Raw genomic sequence first — 18739 nt, 5'->3', positions numbered from 1 at the left:
GGTCACGATCCCGTTACAGGGTCGTGGCGCAGGCGTAGGGGGTGGCCGAGGACTGCCCGGCCAGGTTGTAGGACCTGATCGAGAAGCACATGTACTTCTTCGACGGCAGGCCCGAGCGGACGAAGGTGGTCGTGTTGGCGGGGACGGTGAAGTAGGAGACGCCGTCGTAGATCTGGAACCCGGTCTCGTTGCCCGATCTGTCCTGCCAGGTGACCCGGATCTGCGAGGTGCTGATCGCCACCGCCGCCTGCCCGGTCGGCGCGGCCGGGATCGTCGGCGTCGTCACGCAGGCGTAGGGCGTCGCCGCCGACTGCCCGGCGAGGTTGCCCGCCTTGATCGAGAAGCAGGTGTAGCTGCCCATCGCCACGGTCCAGATGTAGCTGGTGACGTTGGCGCCCACGTTGACGTAGCTCACGCCGTTGTAGATCTGGAAACCGGTCTCGTTGGTGGACCGGTCCTGCCAGGTGATCTGCACCTGGGTGCCGTTCAGCGCCACCGCCGCCTGGCCCGCCGGGGCGGCCGGGATCGTCGGTGTCGTCGCGCAGGCGTAGGGCGTCGCCGCCGACTTCCCCGCGAGGTTGAACGCCTTCGCCGAGAAGCAGGTGTAGCTGCCCATCCCCACGGTCCAGGTGTAGGCGGTGGTGTTGGGCCCGACGTTGACGTAGCTGACGCCGTTGAAGAGCTCGAATCCGGTCTCGTTCGCGGACCGGTCCTGCCAGGTGAAGGTCACCGCTGTCCCGCTCAGGATCAGTACCGCGGGTCCGGTCGGCGCGGCCGGGATCACCGGGGTGGTGAGGCACGCGTCCGGCGTCGTCCAGGCGGAGTATCCGGCGAGGTTGTAGGCGCGGATCCGGAAGCACATGTAGGTGCCCTGGGCGAGCCCGGTCCAGGTGTAGGTGGTGGTGTTGGCACCGACCACGTTGGAGGTGACGCCGTTGGAGATCTCGAAGCCGATCTCGTTGGGCGACCGGTCCACCCAGCTCACCTTGACGCTGGTGCCGTTGAGCGCGACAGCCGTCTGCCCGTTGGGGTTCAGCGGGATCGTCGGCGTGGTGACGCAGACGTCCGGGGTCCAGGCGGAGTATCCGGCCAGGTTGTAGGAGCGCACCCGGAAGCAGGTGTAGCTGCCCTGGGCGAGGCCGGTCCAGGTGAAGCTGGTCGAGTTCGCGCCGACGACGTTGGAGGTCACGCCGTTGGAGATCTCGAACCCGTACTCGGTGGCGGAGTTGTCGGTCCAGCTCACCTTGACGCTGGTGCCGGTGATGATCGTCGCGCTCGATCCGGTCGGCGCCGCCGGGATCGCGGGCGTGGTGGCGCAGGCGCTGCCGCCCCAGGCGGAGTTGCCGCCGAGGTTGCGGGAGCGCACCTGGAAGCACTTCGTGGCGCCGTTGGCGATGCCGGTCCAGACGAAGCTCGTCGAGTTGGGTGCCACGATCACGCTCGTCGTGCCGTCGGAGACCTCGAAATCGGCCTCGTCGGTGGAGTTGTCGGTCCAGTTCACCCGGACGCTGGTGCCGGTCACCACGGTGGCGGTGACGTTGCTCGGCGCGAGCGGCGGGGTGGGCGGGGTGCCGCAGACCTCGGTCGCCCAGTAGGACGCGCCGAAGGCGTTGTAGGCGCGCACCCGGAAGCACTCCTTCACGCCGGGGGTGAGCCCGGTCCAGACGAAGGTGCTGGTGTTCGCCGGTGCCGTGCGGGTCTCGAAGCCGGTGGAGATCTCGAACCCGGACTCGTTGTTGGCGGTGTCGGACCAGAAGATCCGCAGCGAGGTGCCGTTGACGATGCCGACGTTGGCGTAGGCGGGCGGGCTGGGCTTGCCGGTGAAGTTGAGCGTCCAGAAGTCGGCGGCCGGGTAGCGTACGCCGTCAACGATCTTGGTGACGGTCCAGACGTAGGTGCCCACCGCGAGCGGCGGGTAGAAGGCCCCGAGCTGGACCTTGGAGTCGGTCACCGTCTTGAAGATCGTGTAGACCGGCGACCCCTGCGGCGCCAGCTTCACCTCGTAGCTGACCGCGGCGAGCCCCGCCCCGGCGAGCCCGGTCCGAGCGAGCGCGGTGGTCTGCCACTGGAGCTCGTCGGTCTCGGGGTTGTAGGCGCCGGCCGTCGGACCGCCGCAGTCACCGGTGATGTAGCCTTGGTGGGCCAGGCGGAAGCGGTTCTCCGGCGGCATCGTCGACAGCCCGTAGTTGCGGTGGATGTCGCCGAAGTCCGCGAGCGTGAACCAGGTCGCCGCGACCAGGTTGTAGCGGTTGGCGAGCATGGCGAACGCGTCGATGAGGTTGGCGCACTGGAGCTCGTCGGTGACCTCGTCGTTCTGGTGCACGCCGTCGTCGTCCGGGGCGCGCCAGCCGAATTCGGTGATGTAGAACGGCTCGTTGGGGAAGGCGCCCTGCACCGCGTCGAGGTACGCCTTGAGCATCGCGTGCCGACTGTTCTCCTTGGTGTCCAGATTGGTCAGCGCGTCGACGTAGGGGTGCACGCCGATGCCCTGCACCGCGTCGGTGAGCCGGGCCCAGCCGCCGAAGTCCTGATTCGCGGCGAGGTCGGCGCTGACGTCGTTGAGGTAGGAGACCGGGTAGCGCGCGGTCACACCGCCGCTGACCACCTTCTCATTGGCGCTGCAATCGTGGATCTTGCGCGACGACCGGCCGAGGTACTCGGCGAAGGCGAGGTGGCCGAAGGCGTCGTCGAGGTCGGGCTCGTTGAGGATCTCCCAGGCGGCGACCCGGTCGAAGGCCGCGTCGCAGGCGAAGGCGGCGGCGTGATCGGCGAACTCGACCGCGTTGCCACCGAAGAACTCCCTGGTCAGCAGTCCGAGGATCTGGATTCCCGGGTCGAGGTTGTTGATGAACTCGACGTACTTGTCGTGCACCGACGTGCCGTTGGAGCAGGTGCCGAGCGCGCCGCGGAAGTCCAGCCGGAGCCAGCCGCTGCGGGACTGCACCTCGGTGTCGGCGAAGAGCTTGCCCGCCGAGTCGGTCCAGCTGCAGTCGGGCAGGTTGAGCACCCAGCCGGCCTGGATGCCCTGGACATCCCGCCGGACGGCCGCGAGGGCCGGGGTCTGCGCGCCGGTGAGGACGACGACGAGCGGTGTGACGAGCAGCGCGCCGCAGAGCATCGCCAGGGCCCGGCGCAGGCCGCCGCGGCCGCGCCGGAAGAGCGGAGTAGATCTCACAGGAGTCCTCTCGCTGGATGAATATCGATAGCTGCAGCAGTGTCGATACTCATTGCGCCGAGATCGCCGAACAACCCCCAAATCTGCACCACTCGCAGCGCGGCCCGCCATCTCCGGGAAGCAATCCCGTCACGGAGTCCCGGTGGGACTACTTCTCGGAAATAGCATGATCAAGCGTCATATTGAACCAATTCCACGAGCAGTCCGGTCGCCGTGCCGAGATAGACGAAGCAGACGCGCATCCCCGCCCGGGCGCCCGCACACGGGCCGCGGTCGACGGGGGTGGCGCCGCCGTCGCGCAGCCGCCGCAGCTCCGCGTCGATGTCGTCGACCTCGAAGGCGACGTGGTAGAGCCCGGCGCCCGACCTGCGTAGATGGCCGTGGATGGCCGCGTCGTCACGGTTCGGCGCGACCAGCTCGATCGCCGCCGCGCCGGGTTCGGCACCGACGCCCCAGAATTGGCAGTCGACGCCGTAGGTCTCGGCGATTCCCTCGTCGAATTTCACCATCGAAAGGAGCTCCAGCGAGGCCGCTGCGCTCGCCATATCGATGGTTGCAAGTCCAATGTGGTCGATTTTAATGATCAATGTATCCGCTCCTCAGCGATCCATTCAGACATCGGGACACATTCTCTCCCGTTACTGTTAATAATCTTGACTATTTGCCTTCCGGTCAATAACGTAGCCGACGGTCACCGGTGACCGAACCCGTTGTGGCGCTGGGAGGTTCGCATGTCGATGGAGTCCGTGCCGATGCGGTGGGTGATCGCCGCGTCCTTCACCGCCGAGCCGGTCGCAGCCCCGCTCGCCTTCTGGGGCGACCGCCTCGGCCAGCCGATCGAGCCGGTCTTCGCCCCCTTCGGACAGGTCTTCCAGCAGCTCCTCGACCCCGCCAGCGCCCTCGCCACCGCCACCGGCGTCGCCGCCGTCCTGGTCCGGATCGAGGACCTCGACGGTGCCGTGTCGGAGCTCGCCGCCGCGCTGCGCGCCGCCGCGCAGCGGGCCGCCACCCCGGTCCTGCTCGCCGTCTGCCCGCCGTCACCGGCCCGGCAGACCGCCGACGAGCAGGCCGCCCGGGAGCTGCTCGACGCGGTCGCCGATGTCCCCAACATCCACCCGGTGCCGGTCGGTGGCTGGTACCGGGTGCCCGACCCCCACGACGCCTACGCCGAGCAGCTCGGCGGGGTGCCCTACTCCCCCGCCTACTTCGCCGCGCTCGGCACCGCCCTTCACCGCACCGGGCAGGCGATCGGCACGCCCCGGCCGAAGGTCCTCGTCGTCGACTGCGACAACACGCTGTGGGACGGCGCGGTCGGTGAGGAGGGGGCTGACGGCGTACACATCGGCGCGGAGCGGAGAGCGATCATGGCGCTGCTCGCCGCGCAGGCGCAGGCCGGGCGACTGATCTGCCTGGCGAGCCGCAACGCGGAGGCCGACGTGCTCGCGGTCCTCGACCGCCACCCGGACCTGCCGCTGCGCCGCGAGCACCTCACCGCGACCCGGATCAACTGGCTGCCCAAGTCGGCGAATATCGCCTCGCTCGCCGCGGAGCTCGACCTGGGCCTCGACAGCTTCGTCTTCCTCGACGACTCCCCGGTCGAGTGCGCCGAGGTCGCCGCCGCGCTGCCCGAGGTGCTGACGCTGCGGCTGCCCGGCGACGCCGCCGAGGCCCTGGACTTCCTGCGCCACTGCTGGCCGCTCGACATCGCCCGGGTCACCGCCGAGGACACCCAGCGCACCGCCCGCTACCAGGCCGAACGCGACCGCCGCGAGCTGCGGGCGAGCGCGCCGTCGCTCGCCGACTTCCTCGCCGGCCTCGACCTCGCGGTCGAGATCACCCCGCCGCGCCCCGACCAGCTCGAGCGCGCCGCGCAGCTCACCCAGCGCACCAACCAGTTCAACCTCAGCCTGGTACGCACCACCGCCGCCGACCTGGCACACTCCACCGCCACGTGGCTCGCCGTGCACGTCACCGACCGGTTCGGCGACTACGGCATGACCGGCCTCATCGGCTACCGGCTCGTCGGAAGCGTGCTGCGGGTGGAGGCGCTGATGCTGAGCTGCCGCGTGCTCGGCCGGGGTGTCGAGCACCGCGTCCTGGCCCACCTCGGCACCCTCGCCGAGCAGCTCGGCGCCGAGACGGTCGAGCTCGTCCTCCACGAGGGCGACCGCAACCAGCCCGCCCGCGACTTCCTCGCCTCGGTGGCCGCACCCGGCCCGACCGGCTACACCCTGGCCGCAGCCGACGCGGCGCAGGCCAGGCCTGTCGTGGCCACGCAGGCCATTCCGGTCGACGCCTCTTCCTCCGCACTGACCGACGCGCCGAGGTCGGCGGCCCCGCGCTCCGACGCCGAGCTCGTCGCCTGGATCGCGACCGAACTCGGCACCCCGGAAGCGGTCCTCGCCGCGATGGGCGGCCCGGTCCGGCCGACCACGTCGAGCGCCGAGGCCACGCCGCTGCAGCTTCAGGTGATGGCGCTCTGGGCCGAGCTGCTCGGCGAGGCACCGACCACGGTGGCGGACAACTTCTTCGCCCTCGGCGGCCAGTCGCTGCAGGTGGTGCAGTTCATGGCCCGGGCCCGGCAGGCGTTCGGCGTCGAGCTCCCCGTCGACCTGCTCTTCACCCCGGCCTTCACCGTCGCCGAGGTGAGCGCCGCGATCCTGGCACTGCAGCTCGACCAGCTCGACACCTCGATCTCCGCCGACCTGCTCGACGAGATCGAGGCCCTCTCCGAGGAGGAGCTCGAGGCGCTGCTCGCCGCCGAGGAGACGGGCGACCGCCGGTGACCGGGCCGGTCCGGCGCAGCCGGATGATCCTGATCACCCACGGCACCAACGGCGACGTGCTGCCCTTCCTCAAGCTCGCCACCGTGCTCCGCGAACGCGGCCACGACGTCACCCTGATCAGCCACGCCGTCTTCGGCGCCGCGGCGGCGGCGACGGGCGCGGAGTTCGTGCCGCTGGACACCGAGGCGGAGTACACCCGCTACCTCGACGACGCCCGCGACGTGCTGCTCGCCCGGCAGGGCAACCCGAGCCCGCCGGACCTGCTCGCCCACTACGAGCGGACCGGGTGGTTCGAGCACATCCGCTTCGCGATCCGGGCCGCCGCCGACCGCTTCGAGAAGGGCGGCACCGTCATCGTCGGGCGGCACACCTCCGGGCTCGCCGCGCTGATCGCCGCGGAGTTCCTCGGCGCTCCGGCGGCCTGGGTGGCGCTCACCCCCGCCCAGCACCTGCTGCTGCCGATCACCGAATACCTGCACCGCACGGCTCTGGCCGCCCCGCTCAACGCGCTGCGCGACGAGTTCGGCCTCGGCCCGGTCACCGACTGGTCGGCGTGGCTGCGCTCCGCCGACAGCCACCTCGGGCTCTGGCCGGAGTGGTTCGAGCGCTCCGGCACCGCCACCCCGGCCGAGGTGGTGCGGACCGGTTTCGTGCTCGCCGGTGACGCCGAGTCGGGGGCCTTCCCGGACGGGCTCGCCGAGCTGCTCGACGCCGAGCAGGCACCCGTACTCATCGCGGGCAGCAGCGGCACGATCCTGTTCGACGAGTTCTACGAGGCGGCGGTGCACGCGTGCCAGGTCGCCGGGCGGCAGGCGATCCTGGTCAGCCCGTTTCCGGAGCTGCTGCCCGAGCGGTTGCCCGACGGCGTGCACTGGTTCTCGCGCCTGCCCTACCGAGAGGTGATGCCCCGGGTCGCGGCGGTGATCCACCACGGCGGCATCGGTACGCTCGGCCGCGCCCTCGTCTCCGGGGTGCCGCAGCTCGTCCTCGCGCACAGCTTCGACCAGCCCGACACGGGTGCCCGGCTGCGCCGGCTCGGGGTGGCCGAGTGGCTCCCGTCGACCCAGTGGGACCCGGCGCAGGCGGCGGTGCTCCTCAAGCAGCTGCTCGGCGACCCGGCGTACGCCCGGCGCGCGGCGCGGCTCGGCGCCACGATCGACGCCGACCGGTCCGCCCACCGGGTCGCCGCCGAACTCGAAGCCCTGCTCTGACCTCGCCCCACCCTCGTCACGTTTTGCAGCAAAACGTGGCATCTCGCTTCGCGAGGCCACGCTTTGCTGCAAAACGTGACCACACCTGGGAAGGCTCGATCATGACCGCCGCCGCGACCCGCGCCGCCGCGCTCTCCCCCCAGCGCCAGCAGCTCCTGGCGAAGCTGCTCGCCCAGCGGGCCGCCGCCACGGCGAACGGGCCGGTGCCTGTCCCGCGGACCGCCGACACCTATCCCCTCTCCTCGGGACAGCAGCGGCTGCTCTTCGCCGGCCTGCTCGACCCGGAGAGCACGGCGGTGAACACCTCGTTCGGACTGCGGCTGGTCGGCGCGCTGGAGCCCGCCGCACTGCGCCGGTCGGTGGCGGATCTCGTCGGGCGGCACGAGAGCCTGCGGACCACCTTCACCGAGGTGGACGGCGAGCCACGGCAGGTGGTCCACGAGACGTTCGACGTGCCGGTGCGGGAGCTGGACCTGCGCGGCGAGGACGATCCGGCGGCGGCCGCCCGGCTCGTCTCGGCGCAGGAGTCGGGGCGGGCGTTCGACCTCGCGACCGGGCCGCTGCTGCGGATCACCCTGTGCCGCATCACCGAACGCGAGCACGCGCTGCTCGTCGTCGCGCACCACATCATCATGGACGGGTGGTCCGTGGCGCTGGCGATCGGCGAGCTCGCCGCCGGTTACGCCAGGCGCCTGGGGGTGGCCGTCGCGCCGCCGGTGCCGGTCCCGGTGCAGCCGGTCGACTACGCCGTCTGGGAACGCCGGGAGCTGGGCGGGGAACGGTTCGACGGCGATCTGGCGTACTGGCGGGAGTCGCTCGCCGGACCCCGGCCGGTGCTGGAGCTGCCGCCCGCCTCGCTCTCGTCCACATCGGAGGGTGGGCGGCGCGGCGGCAAGCACACGTTCCGGGTGCCGCGGGCGGTGCTCGACCGGATCCCCGCCGAACCGGGCACGACGCTCTTCGTCACGCTGCTCACCGCGTTCAAGGCGGTGCTGCTGCGGCACACCGGCGAGCACGACCTCACCATCGGTACGGTGCTGGCGGGCCGCCACCGGGGCGAGATCGAACCGGTCATCGGCAACTTCGTCAACATGCTGGCCCTGCGTACCCGGCTCGACCCGGCCGAGGGCTTCCTCGCCGCCCAGCGCCGGGTCCGGGCGAGCGCGCTCGGCGGCCTGGCCCACCAGGAGGTGCCCTTCGAACGGGTGGTGCACCACCTCGCCGAGGCCCGCGACCCGCACCGGCACCCGCTCTTCCAGATCGCCTTGAACCTGCACAACTTCGCCGAGGAGCGGCGCGACTGGCCGGGCCTTTCCGAGTCGCCGTGGGCGCACGAGATCGACGATGTCCTGTACGACCTCGCCCTCGTCGCCACCCCGCATTCATCCCATGTCGAGCTGACCCTGCAGTACCGCACCGACCTCATCGACCCCGCGACCGTCGAACGCCTCGCCGGGCACCTCACCGCGCTGCTCGGCGCCGTCGCGGCCGACCCGTCGACCCCGCTCGCCGACCTGGACCTGATGGCGCCGGGCGAGCGCGACGAACTGCTGGCCCTCGCCGCCGGACCAGCCCTGCCGCTGCCCGACGGGACCGTGCTGGACCTGGTGCACGCCACCGCCGCCGCCACGCCGTCGGCACCGGCCCTGGTCGGCGGCGAGCACCGCCTCACCTACGCCGAGCTGCGGGAGTCGGCCGACCGGCTCGCCGAGATCCTGCGGGCGCACGGCGTCGGCCGGGGCGACATCGTCGGGGTCGGGCTCGGCCGGGGCGCGGAGCTGGTCGCGTCGCTGCTGGCGATCTGGCAGACGGGTGCGGCCTACCTGCCGCTGGACCCCGCCTACCCGGCGGACCGGCTCGCCTACATGCTCGCCGACAGCGGCGCCCGCCTGCTCGTCACCGAGCCCGCCCACCACGCCCGCTTCCCCACCACCACCCCCACCCTGCTGCTCGACCCGACGCCGGACGCCGTGGCACCAGACGCCGTAGCACCGGTCGCCGCGGCACCGGTCGCAACCCCGAGATCGTCGCAACTCTTCAAGAGTTGGTCCTATATAGGACCAACTCTTGAAGAGTTGCGGCGGTCTTGGGGGGCGGGTGGGGCCGGGGCGGGAGACCTCGCCTACCTGATCTATACGTCGGGGTCGACGGGGCGGCCGAAGGGCGTCATGGTGGAGCACCGGGCGTTCGGCAACTTCATCGCGGCGATGCGGGAACGGCTGGCCGCGGGCCCGGACGACGTCTGGCTGGCGCAGACCTCGCTCTCCTTCGACATCTCCACATTGGAGCTCTTCCTGCCGCTGGTCCTCGGCGGCACCGTGGTGGTCGCCGGTGACCACGCGGGCCGCGACGGCGAGGAGCTGCTCGCCCTGATCCGGCGCGAGCGCGTCACCCACGTCCAGGCCACGCCGTCGGGCTGGCGGTTGCTGCTCGCCGCCGGCTTCGCCGAACCGCGGATCACCGCGCTCGTCGGCGGCGAGGCGCTGCCGGTCCCGCTCGCGGCCGAGCTCGCCGCGCGCTCGCACACCCTCATCAACGTCTACGGCCCGACGGAGACCACGGTGTGGTCCACGGCTGCCGGCGTCCCCGCCGGGGCACAGCGCGTCGGCATCGGCGGCCCGATCGCCAACACCTGGGTCTACGTCCTCGACGAGCACCTCCGCACCGTCCCCTATGGACTCGCCGGGGAGCTCTTCATCGGCGGCGACGGCGTCGCCCGGGGCTACCACGACCGGCCTGGACTCACCGCCGACCGGTTCCGCCCGGACCCGTTCCGGGGCGGCGGGCACCGGATCTACGCCACCGGCGACCGCGTCCGCTGGGACGCCACCGGGGAGCTGGAGTTCATCGGGCGCGTCGACAACCAGATCAAGCTGCGCGGCCACCGCATCGAGCTGGGCGAGATCGAGGCGGCCCTCACCGCCCACCCCGCCGTCTCGGTCGCCGCCGTCGTGGTCCGCCCGGACCGGGCGGGCGAGCCTGCCCTCGTCGCCTACACGGTCGACACCGGCGTGAACTCGGGCGAACTGCGGGCGTTCCTCGGTTCGTCGCTGCCGCCGCACCTCATCCCGGCGGCGTTCGTGGCGCTGCCGCGGCTGCCGCTCACCCCCAACGGCAAGCTCGACCGGGCCGCGCTGCCCGCACCGGAGTTCGCCGCCGCCGAGCAGCGCGAACGCGTCGCGCCCCGGTCCACCGCCGAGGAGCTCGTCGCCACCGCCTGGGCCGAGGTGCTCGGCGTGGACGACCTCGGTGTCGGCGACGATTTCTTCGAGCGCGGCGGCCACTCGCTGCTCGCCGCCCGGGTCCTCGCCCGGCTCCGCGCCGCGACCGGGGTCGACCTGCCGATGCGGGACCTCTTCGCCCATCCCACCCTGGAGGGGCTCGCCGCAGCGCTCACCGCCGCCCGTGACGAGCAGACCGGCGCCGAGGCCGACACGTGGCAGCCCGACCCGGCCGCGCCGCCCGTGCTCTCCTTCGGGCAGGAGCGGCTGTGGTTCATGGACCAGTTCGCGCCGGGTACGGCCGCCTACACGATCGCGGCCGGCGTGCGGCTGCGCGGACCGCTCGACGAGTCGGCGCTGCGTGCGGCGTTGACCGCCCTGGTGCGGCGGCACGAACCGCTGCGGTCCCGGTTCCCCGTCGACGCCGACGGGATGCCGACGGTCGTCGTCGAACCGGACGGGGAGCTGGCGCTCGCGACCGCCTCGGTGACGCACCTGCCCGCCGACGAGCGGGAGACCGCTGCGCAGAGCCTCTTCACCCGCACCACGGCGACGCCGTTCGACCTCGCCGCCGGGCCGGTCGCGCGGGCGCTGCTCGTGGCGCTCGACACCGACGACCACGTGCTGCTGCTCGCGGTGCACCACATCGCCAGCGACGGCTGGTCCACCGGCATCCTGCTCGACGAGCTGAACCGGCTCTACGCGGCGGCCGTCGCGGGCGAGGGCTCACCCCTGCAACCCCTCCCCGCCCGGTACGCCGACTACGCCGCCTGGCAGCGCGAGAAGCTGACCGGACCCGCACTCGCCGGGCAGGTGGAGTACTGGCGGGAGCGGCTGGACGGCGTACCCCCGCTGGATCTGGCGACCGATCGGCCGCGACCGGCCGAGCAGACGTTTCCCGGCGCGATGCGGCACTTCGTCCTCGACCGCGACCTGACCGACCGGCTGCACCTGCTGGGGCGCGGCCAGGGGGCGACGCTCTACATGACCCTGCTCGCGGGCTTTCAGGCGCTGCTGCAGCGGTATACCGGGCAGGTCGACTTCGCGATCGGCTCGCCGGTCGCGGGCCGGTCGCGACCGGAGTGGGAGGGGCTCGCCGGGCTCTTCATCAACATGCTGACGCTGCGCGCCGACCTCGACGGCGAGCCGAGCTTCACCGAGCTGCTGCGCCGGTGCCGCGAGACGGCGCTCGCCGCCTACGCCCACGGCGACCTGCCCTTCGAGGTGCTGGTCAAGGAACTCCAGGTGACCCGCGACGTGAGCCGGTCGCCACTGTTCCAGGCCGTTTTCGCCCTGCACAACTACGGCGCCGGCACGAGGAGTGCAGGGAGCGCAGCGACCGGAGCCCCGCAGGGCGCGCAGGAAACAGCCGTCGGATCCGGGCACGGCAGTGCCGGACCGCTGACCGTGACCCCGTTCGGCGGGGGCGAGACCAGCTTCATCCGCTATGACCTGGGGCTCTACTTCACCGAGCGGCCGGGCGGCATCGACGGGTCGCTCGCCTACAACACCGACCTCTTCGACGCTGCCACGATCGACGGCATGGTCGAGCACCTGCTGGTCCTGCTGCGCGCCATCGTCGCGGAGCCCGACCGCCCCGTGCTCGACCTGCCGCTGCTCGACGCGACGGCCGCCGCGGCGATGATCGAGGGGCACAACACCGTCGCGCCCGTGACGCCACCGGTGGCCGCGCTGCACCACATCATCGCCGCGCACGTCGCCGCGACCCCGGACGCACCGGCGGTGCTCGACGGCGACACCGTGCTCACCTACGCCGAGCTGGACCGCCGTGCCAACCAGCTCGCGCACCACCTGCGGCGGCACGGGGTCGGCCGGGACACCCCGGTCGGGATCTGCCTGCCGCAGCACGCCGACGTGGCGGTGGCGATGCTCGGCGTCCTCAAGGCGGGCGGCGGGTACCTGCCCCTCGACGCCGAACAGCCGCCGGGGCGCCTCGCCGACATGCTGCACGATGCGGGCGCGGTCCTGGTGCTCACCGAATCGGAGGTGTCGGCGCAGGTGTCCGACGCGGGCGTTCCGCTGCTCCAGCTCGACACCGCGCGATCCGCGATCGACGCCGAGTCCACACAGGACCCCGGTGTCGAGATCCATCCGCAGCAGCTCGCCTACGTCATCTTCACCTCCGGGTCGACCGGTCGGCCCAAGGGCGTCGGCGTCGCGCACCGGCAGGTCCTCCACTACCTCGCCGGGGTCCGCGAGCGCTTCGCCGTCGTGCCCGGGTCGGCGTTCGGGCTGATCCAGTCGCTCGCCTTCGACTTCGGCATCACCGTCTTCTACCTGTCGCTGCTCACCGGCGGCAGCCTGCGCCTGCTGCCCAAGCGCTCCGGCGGGACGGAGCTGGCGGAGCTCTTCGCGGCGCACCCGATCGACTACCTGAAGCTGACCCCGTCGCACCTCGCCGCGCTCGCGGGCGAGGTCGACGACGTGGCCGCGATCCTGCCCCGCAGGCTGCTCATCCTCGGCGGCGAGGCGTCCAGCCTCACCTGGGCGCGGGCGCTGGCACAGGCCGGGACCTGCGGTGTCGTCAACCACTACGGGCCCACCGAGACGACGGTCGGCGTCACCACCTTCCGCGTGGATCCCGACGTGACCGCGCCCGCCGTGCTCACCCCGATCGGGCGGCCGCTGCCGCACGCCCGGGTCTACATCCTCGACGAGCAGCTGCGGCCCGTCCCGTCGGGCGTCGTCGGCGAGGTCTACCTCGGCGGGGACCGGCTCGCCCGGGGCTACCTGGGCCGGGGCGGGCTCACCGCCGACCGGTTCCTGCCCGACCCGTTCACCGCCGACGGGTCCCGGATGTACCGCACCGGCGACCAGGGCCGCTGGCTCGCGAGCGGCGATGTCGAATTCCTCGGCCGCCGCGACCAGCAGGTGAAGGTACGCGGCTACCGCGTCGAGCTCGGCGAGATCGAGACCGCCCTGCTGGGCTGCGGCGGGGTGAGCCAGGCGGTCGTGGACGCCCGGGGACCGCTGGGCGCCACCCGGCTCGTCGCCTACCTCGTCGCCGAGCCCGGCACCGCCCCCCGGACCTCGGCCGAGCTACGGCTGGAGCTCGGCGCCGGACTCCCCGACTACATGATCCCGTCGTTCTTCGTCTGGCTGGACGCGCTGCCGCTCAAGGCGCACGGCAAGGTCGACCGGGGCCGCCTGCCGGAGCCCGACCGCGAGGTCGCCGAGGGCGAGTACGTGGCGCCGCGGACCGAGCTGGAGACGCTGATCGCCGCCGTCTTCGCCGAGGTCCTGGAGCGGGAGCGGGTCGGCGCATACGACGACTTCTTCGACAGCGGCGGCCACTCGCTGCTCGCCATCGGCGTCGTCGCCCGGCTGCGGCGGCGCCTGCCCGACGGGTCCCGAGCGGTCAGCGTGATGGACCTCTTCAAGTGGCCCACCGCCGCCGGTCTCGCCGCCCTCGTCGGCTCCGGCGACACCACGCCCCGGCAACTGCTGCACGAGCTGACCCCGGCGGGCACCGGGACGGCCGTGTCGACGGTGGTCTGCGTACCCTACGGCGGCGGCAGCGCCGTGGTGTTCCAGCCGCTCGCCGACGCCCTGCCCGCGGGGCACCGGCTGCTGTCGGTCGCGGTGCCGGGGCACGACATCGGGCTCGCCGAGGAGCACCAGCCGCTCGGCGAGGTGGCGGCGCGGTGCGTCGAGGAGATCCTGGAGCGGGTCGCCGGGCCACTGGTCCTCTATGGACACTGCGGTCCGGGTGGTGCGCTCACCGTCGAGCTGGCACAGCGGTTGGAGCGGGCCGGGCGGGTGGTGGACGCCGTCTACCTGGGCGGGGTGTTCCCGTTCGCCGTACCCGACGGGAAGATCCTGGGACCCCTGGCCCGGCTGACGCGGCTGGAACGCTTCCGCAACGACCGCGTGCACGCCAACTGGCTGCGCGTGCTCGGCGCGGACCTGGACGGCCTCGACGAGCAGCAGGTGCAGTTCCTGGTCCGGACCATGCGCACCGACGCGCAGCTCGCCGAGAGCTACTTCACCGAGCTGCTGCACAGCGGTGCGGCACCGATCCAGGCACCGATCATCTCCGTCGTCGGCGAGCGCGACCCGAGCACCGAGTTCTACGCCGAGCGCTTCGCCGAGTGGGGCTTCCTCACCACCGCGCCGACCGCCGTCGTCGTGCTGGACGAGGCCGGGCACTACTTCCTGCGCTACCGGGCCGAGGAGCTCGCCGAGATCGTCACCGGCACCCATACCGCCCTCGCCGACGGCACGGCGCAGCCGGTCGAGCGCGACGACGCGGCGAGCTGGTGGCTGCGGGCGGTGCACCAGCCCACAACCGAGGCGGAACCCCCGGCGGTCGCACCGAGCATGGGCCGCTTCCTCGCCGTCGCGATCGGGCAGCTCATCTCGATGACCGGCTCGGCGCTCACCGAGTTCGCCCTGCCGATCTGGATCTACCTGCAGACCGGGTCGCTGGTGCAGTTCGCGGTCTTCTTCGCCGTCGGCGTCGTACCCGGGCTGCTCGCGGCACCGATCGCCGGTGCCGTCGCCGACCGCTTCGACCGGCGCCGGGTCATGCTCGCCGCCGACGCCGCCGCCGGAACCGTCCAGCTCACCCTCGGTGTGCTCTTCTGGACCGGCGCCATCCAGGTGGGCCACGTCTACGTCCTGCTCGCGGTGCTCTCGGCGGTGCTGCCGTTCCAGCGGGTCGCCTACCAGGCGGCGGTGCCGCAGCTCGTGCCCAAGCGCTATCTCGGCCACGCCAACGGCATCAGCCAGGCCCTCAACGGCGCCGGGCTGCTGATGGTGCCGCTCTTCGCGGCCGGGCTGCTCGCCGGGATCGGCCTCGGCGGCATCCTGCTCATCGACGTGGTCAGCTACGCCGCCGCGATCACCCTGCTCGCCTTCGTCACCTTCCCGAAGACCCTCGGCTCGACGCGGCGCGAGACGTTCCGGCAGGAGATCGTCGGCGGGTTCCGCTACTCGGTCGGCCACCGGGGGATGCGGGCGATGGTGGTCTTCTTCGTCGTCTTCAACCTTTTCTTCTCCCCGCTCTCCAACCTCATCGCGCCGCTGGTGCTCGGCTTCGGCACCCTCGCCCAGGTCGCGCAGGTCAGCACGGCCGGTGCGGTCGGGGTCGTCGGCGGCGGGCTGCTGATGACGATCTGGGGCGGGCCGCAGCGGCGCCGGATGACCGGCATGCTCGTCATGACCGGGCTGCTCGGCATCGCCTGCGCCGTCCCGGGCCTCTACCCCTCGGTCGCCGTCGTCGCGGCGGGCACCTTCGCGATGACCTTCTGCCTCACCGTCGTCAATGGCATCTACACCACGATCGTGCAGGTCAAGGTGGAGCAGCGTTACCACGCCCGGGTCTTCGCGCTCAACATGATGGTCGCCTGGTCGACCCTGCCGATCGGCATCGCCGTCGTCGGGCCCTTCGCCGTGGCGTGGTTCGACGCGCTGATGGCACCGGGCGGTGCGCTCGCGGGCAGCGTCGGCGCGGTGATCGGCACCGGACCGGGACGCGGGATCGCGCTGCTCTACGTCGCCTTCGCCCTCGTCATCGGCCTGCTGGCCGTGGTTTCGCTGCGGGTGCCGGTGCTCGCCCGCTTCGACGAGAACGTCCCCGACGCCATCCCCGACGACGCGGTCGGGCTCGATGCCGTACGCCAACGCCTGCAGACCGGAGGAGACCATGCCCGCTGACGCCTTCGTGGTGGTGCGCAACGACGAGGACCAGCTCTCGATCTGGGCGGCCGGTGCCGACCTGCCCGGCGGGTGGCTCCCCGAGGGGACGAGCGGCACCCGGCAGGAGTGCCTGGACCACATCGACCTGGTCTGGACCGACCTGCGCCCGCGCAGCCTGCGGGAGGCGTCCTAGCGCATCGATGCCCGTGTGCCTGCACGCGACCCGCTGACCGGCAATCTAGTCTGATCACATGGATCGGCTCGATTACAGCCTCACCTACCCGCCCGGCCGGGACCGCAGCCGCCCCGACGGCGTCCTGGTCGAGGAGTTCGCGCTCCGCGACGACTTCACCGCGGCCGGGCTGGACAGTGCGGTGTGGACGGTGGATGAGCGGGAGTGGCTGCCCGGCGGCTGGCTCAGCCGGGCCCTGCGCTCCGACCCGGCCGTGCGCACTCTCGTCGTGCCGGTCCGGCGAGACGCCGCCGATGACGCGTTCCAGCAGCTCACCGGCTCTCCCCTGCCGGACGAGGCGGCGCTGCGCGGCCACTTCGGCGAGCGCGAGCCGCTGCCCGGCGGCGAGCCGCTGCGGTGGGGGCCGGAGAGCGACGAGCGCGTCTACCGCATCCTCTTCGCCAACCACCTCGGTCAGAGCAACCTCGCCGCGCTCCAGGCCGAGTGGGGTCTGGAGCCGGTCGAGGACCCCCGCCTCGCGGGCCGGGCCCGGGTCACCGTCGCCGACCACGCGGTGGAGTGGGCCCTGCGCAGCATCGGCCCCGGCATCGCGTGGTGCATCGACGCGACCGTCCGCCTGGGGCACGCGCCGTCCGGCGCGATCGGCGACCTGCTGCACGATCTCCGCCAGGGGGTACGCCGCCACGGCCTCATCCCCGTCACCATCGAGCGCTTCACCTGACCCGCGACACCCGTCTATTCATCGATTGTTTGCCGCGACTTCACCCGCTCGGGGTTCGCGACCGCCGATGACGGCGCACCATCGGCGCGTGACCGGTTCCCACTTCGTGATCTGCGGCTTCGACGGTCTGGCCCTGCGCCTGACCGAGCAGCTCACCGGCCGATACGCCACGGACGTGGTGGTGCTGATGACGGCCGAGCAGCAGCAGGCGGCGCGGGGCTTCGACGGGCTCGCCCGGGTGCGGATCGCCGTCGTCGACCGGCTCGACGCCCGGACGCTGAGCGCGGCCGGGCTCGACGACGCCGCCGGGCTCGCCCTGACGATGCAGGACGACGTCGGCAACATCCACCTGGCGCTGCAGGCCCGGGAGGCGGCACCCCGGCTGCGCCTGGTCGTGCGGATGTACAACACCAGCCTCGCGCACAGCATCGAGCCGCTGCTCGGCAACTGCAAGGTGCTCTCCGACGCCGAGATCGCCGCACCCGCGCTCGTCGCCTCGGCGCTGCGCGAGGTCGCGGCGAACCCCGTCGTCGTCGCCAAGCGCACCCTGATCGTCGCCCGCCGCGACGACGTGCCACCCGAGCACGTCGTCTGCACCCTCGCCGACACGACCGCCGCCGGTGGCACCGAGGTCCTGCCCGCCGGCGGCGACCTGGTCCTCGCCGACCATCGGCCCGGCCTCGCCGCCGCCCCCGTCCCCGGCGCCCCGCGGCGGCGGCGCAAGCCGTGGGCGGGCGTGATCGGCACCTTCGTCGCCACGATCTTCTCCCGCAAGGCCCGGATCGCCGTCACCGTCGTGCTCGGCCTCATCGCCGCCGCCGGGACGGCCCTCGGCATCAGCCTCAGGCTGAGCCCGGCCGGGACCTTCTACCAGGTGATGACCGTGGTGCTCGGCGGGCCGCAGGCGACGACGACATACACCCACTGGCAGAAGACGCTGCAGCTCGTGCTCGGCGCGGCCGGTCTCGCCCTGCTGCCGCTGATCACGGCGCTCGTCGTCGAGGGGATCGTCCGGGCCCGGCTCGCCGTCGCCCAGGTACGCCTGCGGCAGCCCCAGTCCGACCACATCGTCGTCGTCGGGCTCGGCGGCGTCGGCACCCGCGTCCTGCGCCTGCTGCACGACCGGGGCCTGAAGATGGTGGCGATCGCCCGGGACGAGCAGGACCGGGGCGTGCAGCTGGCCCGGGAGCTCGCGATCCCGCTCGTCATCGGCGATCCGAGCCGGGAGACGACGCTGCGGACGGCCGGGGTCGACCGGTGCCGGGCACTGATGGCGATCACCAGCGCCGACGCGTCCAATCTGGAGACCGCGCTGCACGGCCGCAACCTCCAGCCCCGGCTGCACGTGGTGCTGCGGGTCTTCGACGGGGACCTGGCGCGGCACGTCCGGCGTACCTTCGACCTGCCCTATTCCCGCAGCGTCTCCTACCTGGCGGCGCCGGCCTTCGCCGAGGCGCTGATGGGCCGCGAGGTGATCGGCACCATCTCCGTCGAGCGCCGTGTGCTGCTCATCGCCGAGGTGCGGATCCGGGCGGGTTCGGCCCTGGACGGTGCCCGGATCGCCGACGCCGACGAGCCGGGACACCTCCGGGTGATCGCGCTCGCCGAGTTCGGGGAGCCCCGGCCGCTCTGGAAGCCGTCGCCGGAGCGGCGGCTGCGGGAGGGGGATCGGCTGACGATCGTCGGCACGCGTGACGGCGTGAGTCATCTCATGCGCCAGGCGACCGAACGTAACGATTCCTAACTCGACGGTGCGGTTACCGGCGACATG

General features: G+C 72.4%; 8 protein-coding genes. 6 read left to right on the top strand and 2 right to left on the bottom strand.

Annotated features, from left to right (window positions below; genetic code table 11):
* Positions 1-13: 13 nt before the first annotated feature.
* Together F4553_RS36245 and F4553_RS36240 are read right to left on the bottom strand one after the other, a co-directional pair.
* Positions 14-3175 carry a fibronectin type III domain-containing protein gene (locus tag F4553_RS36245; protein WP_184845594.1) on the bottom strand — a complete coding sequence of 1054 codons (3162 nt, stop codon included), beginning with the start codon at positions 3173-3175 and terminating at the stop codon, positions 14-16.
* A gap of 170 nt (positions 3176-3345) precedes the next feature.
* Positions 3346-3762, bottom strand: coding sequence for a VOC family protein (locus F4553_RS36240; RefSeq protein WP_184845592.1), 417 nt, complete (start codon positions 3760-3762; stop codon positions 3346-3348).
* Positions 3763-3906: 144 nt separating this feature from the next.
* Between F4553_RS36240 and F4553_RS36235 the strand changes: the two genes are divergently transcribed.
* From F4553_RS36235 to F4553_RS36210, 6 genes are all read left to right on the top strand, one after another.
* Positions 3907-5961 (top strand): HAD-IIIC family phosphatase, encoded by a 2055-nt coding sequence (locus tag F4553_RS36235; protein WP_184845590.1) that lies wholly within the window; start codon positions 3907-3909, stop codon positions 5959-5961.
* A complete protein-coding gene (locus tag F4553_RS36230; RefSeq protein WP_184845588.1) occupies positions 5958-7172 on the top strand; it encodes a glycosyltransferase in 1215 nt (404 codons plus the stop codon). Before F4553_RS36235 ends, F4553_RS36230 begins: the two co-directional genes overlap by 4 nt.
* 101 nt (positions 7173-7273) lie before the next feature.
* The gene (locus F4553_RS36225; protein ID WP_184845586.1) at positions 7274-16072 is read left to right on the top strand and encodes a non-ribosomal peptide synthetase/MFS transporter; all 8799 of its coding nucleotides are present in this window, start codon (positions 7274-7276) and stop codon (positions 16070-16072) included.
* The gene (locus F4553_RS36220) at positions 16062-16247 is read left to right on the top strand and encodes an MbtH family protein (RefSeq protein ID WP_246467573.1); all 186 of its coding nucleotides are present in this window, start codon (positions 16062-16064) and stop codon (positions 16245-16247) included. Before F4553_RS36225 ends, F4553_RS36220 begins: the two co-directional genes overlap by 11 nt.
* Before the next feature lie 58 nt (positions 16248-16305).
* The gene (locus tag F4553_RS36215; protein WP_184845582.1) at positions 16306-16968 is read left to right on the top strand and encodes a hypothetical protein; all 663 of its coding nucleotides are present in this window, start codon (positions 16306-16308) and stop codon (positions 16966-16968) included.
* Positions 16969-17056: 88 nt separating this feature from the next.
* Positions 17057-18712, top strand: a complete 1656-nt coding sequence (locus F4553_RS36210; RefSeq protein WP_184845580.1) for an NAD-binding protein — start codon at positions 17057-17059, stop codon at positions 18710-18712.
* Positions 18713-18739 lie beyond the last annotated feature (27 nt).

The organism is Allocatelliglobosispora scoriae (assembly GCF_014204945.1).
Lineage (GTDB): Bacteria > Actinomycetota > Actinomycetes > Mycobacteriales > Micromonosporaceae > Allocatelliglobosispora > Allocatelliglobosispora scoriae.
Note: the sequence above shows the minus strand (reverse complement) of the source record. Positions and strands in the feature narration are given on the sequence as shown.

Coding starts and splice junctions, on each gene's coding strand:
- F4553_RS36235 (WP_184845590.1), top strand. CDS start 3,907: ATGTCGATGGAGTCCGTGCCGATGCGGTGGGTGATCGCCGCGTCCTTC.
- F4553_RS36225 (WP_184845586.1), top strand. CDS start 7,274: ATGACCGCCGCCGCGACCCGCGCCGCCGCGCTCTCCCCCCAGCGCCAG.
- F4553_RS36220 (WP_246467573.1), top strand. CDS start 16,062: ATGCCCGCTGACGCCTTCGTGGTGGTGCGCAACGACGAGGACCAGCTC.
- F4553_RS36215 (WP_184845582.1), top strand. CDS start 16,306: ATGGATCGGCTCGATTACAGCCTCACCTACCCGCCCGGCCGGGACCGC.